This window comes from Bradyrhizobium sp., from assembly GCF_049512235.1.
In the GTDB taxonomy this organism is placed as follows: Bacteria; Pseudomonadota; Alphaproteobacteria; order Rhizobiales; family Xanthobacteraceae; genus Bradyrhizobium.
Map to the genome: position 1 here is coordinate 1 of NZ_JBEKXH010000596.1, position 3,574 is coordinate 3,574.

The 3,574-nt window shown below is 64.0% G+C and carries 2 protein-coding genes; both read right to left on the reverse strand.

Translation table 11 applies throughout. The features are described from left to right. On the reverse strand, positions 1–586 hold a 586-nt coding region (locus ABSG20_RS32390), incomplete at its 3' end, for a hypothetical protein (RefSeq protein ID WP_423868522.1). Between the two features lie 433 nt (positions 587–1,019). Beyond that, on the reverse strand, positions 1,020–3,574 hold a 2,555-nt coding region (gene alaS / locus ABSG20_RS32395; protein WP_423868523.1), incomplete at its 5' end, for an alanine--tRNA ligase.

Here is a 3,574-nt window from a genome sequence, read left to right on the forward strand (position 1 = left end):
TGATGGTTTTGGTCTCGTCGTCCCATGCCACGACATTCATGTCGTAGGCAAAGAGCTGGCTGCCCAAAGCGCCGGTGCCATGGGTGTTGCTCGATGCCGCCCAGAACTCGCCTGGGAGCAGATCATCGAATTGCGCCGGATAGAGATAGGCATTTGCGGTCACGGGATTTTTGTGCGGCGCCAGATTCTTGGTCACGGTCCATGGCTGCGTGAAGCCATCGAAGAACAAGCTCAGCGTCATCGACGCCGGCGCCACGTCCGGCAACACGATGCTGTCGTTCTCGCCGCTCTGCCGGACGAAATTCCAGACCGCGGTCGCCTCGGGCGCGATGTTGAGGCCCGAGCCTGACGGCGGCGGCCAATCCGCGGGGACTGCGATCGCAGCCGTCGGCACCGCGGGCGGACCGGTGAAGCTGACCGTGACCTTGTTCAGGTGAATCTTGGTGCTCTCGTTGTTGGTGATCGCCAGCATCAGGCAGATCAGGCCGGCCGGCTTGCCGTTCGCATTCTCGCGGGCGACCGGCTCGTAGACGACTGAAGCACCGTCTGATGGTTCGATGACGACGGTAACGTTGGGCGTGCTCATGGAATTCTCCTTTCAAGAGGCTTGCAAAGGAGCGTTTGACAGCAGGCGACACGGCGGTTGCAATTCCGCGCGCCGAAACTCTTCCTTAAAAAAGCGTCCTGCCAAAGCCCGGCTGAAATAGATTTACAAATCGATGCAACGTAACGCTGTATGGCTTAGTTGCGCCCTCTCGCCATGAGGTTCAATGTGATCGCGCGGAATCTCTCACCCCGTCATTGCGAGGAGCCCTTGCGACGATGCAGACGCTTGCGCCCGGCGCGAGATGGATTGCTTCGCGGAGCTCGCAATGACTGGGATGCAGTTGCGGTAATCATCACAAAGGCGCGCGTTCGCGCGAGCCGTTGGATCGCCATGACGCCCGCAAACCTCTCGGCTGCCTTGTTTCGCGGCCTGCGTCGCGCGGCTGACTGACCGAAACTTGAAACCGTTCGCGTCAGGCGCCCGCCATCGCCTTTTCGATCGCGGCGAGCGCGGCTTCTGCCTGGGCGCCGTCGGGGCCGCCGGCCTGCGCCATGTCGGGCCGGCCGCCGCCGCCCTTGCCGCCGAGCGCCACCGAGCCGACGCGTGCCAGATCGACGGCGTTGAAGCGGGAGATGAGATCAGAGGTGACGCCGACCACGACGCCGGCCTTGCCGTCTGCGGTAACGCCGACGATGGCGACAACGCCAGAGCCGAGTTGTTTCTTGGCGTCGTCTGCGAGGCTCCTGAGATCCTTGGTCTCGACACCTTCCACCGCGCGCGCCATCAGCTTGACATCACCGACATGCCGTACCCCATTGGCGGCCGCAGCGCCGCTGGAGGCCGAGCCGCCGCCCATCGCCAGTTTCTTGCGCGCCTCCGACAGCTCACGCTCGAGCTTCTTGCGCTCTTCGATCAGCGCCGCGATCCGCACCGGCACCTGATCCAGCGTGGTCCGCAACTCCATCGCCGCCGTCCTGGCGAGCGCCATGGTGTCGTTGGCGTGCTTGCGCGCATAATTGCCGGTCAGCGCCTCGATGCGGCGAACGCCGGAGGCGACGGCGCCTTCGCCGGTCACCGTGATCAGACCGATATCGCCGGTCCTGCGGACATGGGTGCCGCCGCACAGTTCCACCGACCAGCCGAGCGCGTTGGAGCCATGCTCGCGCGCGCCTCTGCCCATCGACACCACCCGCACCTCGTCGCCGTATTTTTCCCCGAACAGCGCGCGCGCGCCGGCGTCGCGTGCGTCGTCCACCGCCATCAGCCTTGTCGTGACCTCGTCGTTTTCCAGCACCACCGCGTTGGCGATATCCTCGATGCGGGAGAGTTCGTCCGGCGAGATCGGCTTCTGATGGACAAAATCGAAGCGCAGCCGGTCCGGCGCCACCAGAGAGCCGCGCTGCGCGATGTGGTCGCCGAGCACCTGGCGCAGCGCCTCGTGCAGGATATGCGTCGCCGAATGGTGCGCACGGATCGACGTCCGCCTGGCGTGATCGACTTCGAGCAGCAGCGCGGTGCCGGCCTTAAGCGTGCCCTGCTCGACCGTGCCGAGGTGGACGAAGAGATCGCCGGCCTTCTTCTGGGTATCGGTGACGCGGAAGCGCACGCCCTCGCCGGTCATCAGGCCGGTGTCGCCGATCTGGCCGCCGGACTCCGCATAAAATGGCGTCTGGTTCAGGACGATGGCGCCGCTGTCGCCGGCTTTCAGGCTCTCGACCTCGTTACCGTCCTTGACCAGCGCACCGACCACGCCTTCGGCGATCTCGGTCTCGTAACCCAGAAACTCGGTGGCGCCGAGCTTATCGCGCAGCGGAAACCAGACGCTCTCGCTGGCGGTATCGCCGCTTCCGGCCCATGCCGCGCGCGCCTTCTGGCGTTGCCGGTCCATGGCGTCGGTAAAGGAGGCGATATCGACGCTGATGCCGCGCGATTTCAGTGCATCCTGGGTCAGATCGAGCGGAAAGCCGTAGGTGTCGTACAGCGTGAAGGCGGTGTCGCCGTCGAACATGTCGCCTTTTTTCAAGCTACTGCTTTTCTCATCGAGAATCGATAGACCCCGCTCCAGCGTCTTGCGGAAGCGGGTTTCTTCCAGCCGCAGCGTCTCCTCGATCAGGTTTTCGGCGCGCACCAGTTCGGGATAGGCTTGGCCCATCTCGCGCACCAGCGCCCAGACCAGCCGATGCATCAGGGGATCGCGCGCGCCGAGCAGCTGCGCATGGCGCATGGCGCGGCGCATGATCCGGCGCAGCACGTAGCCGCGGCCTTCATTGGACGGCAAGACCCCGTCGGCGATCAGAAACGACGACGCCCTGAGATGATCGGCGATGACGCGCAGCGACGCCTTCTGCTCGCCGTTCGGATCGGCGCCGGTCAATTCCGCGATGGCGCGGATCAGGGCGACGAACAGATCGATGTCGTAATTGTCGTGCTTGCCCTGCAGCACCGCGGCGACGCGCTCGAGCCCGGCGCCGGTGTCGATGGAGGGCTTCGGCAGCGGATTGCGCGCGCCGCCCTCGAACTGCTCGAACTGCATGAATACCAGGTTCCAGATCTCGATGAAGCGATCGCCATCGGCTTCCAGCGATCCCGGCGGTCCGCCCCAGATCTTGTCGCCGTGGTCGTAGAAAATTTCCGAACAGGGACCGCAAGGACCGGTATCGCCCATCTGCCAGAAATTGTCCGAACCACTGATGCGGATGATGCGAGACTCCGGCAGGCCCGCGATCTTCTTCCAGAGATCGAATGCCTCGTCGTCGTCGATGTAAACGGTGGCCGTCAGCTTGTCCTTCGGCAGGCCGAACTCTTTTGTCACGAGCTTCCAGGCCAGTTCGATCGCGTGGTCTTTGAAGTAGTCGCCGAACGAGAAGTTGCCGAGCATCTCGAAAAAAGTGTGATGCCGCGCGGTGTAGCCGACATTGTCGAGATCATTGTGCTTGCCGCCGGCGCGCACGCATTTCTGCGAGGTGGTGGCGCGCCGGTAGGGCCGCTTCTCGACCCCGGTAAAGACGTTCTTGAACTGCACCATGC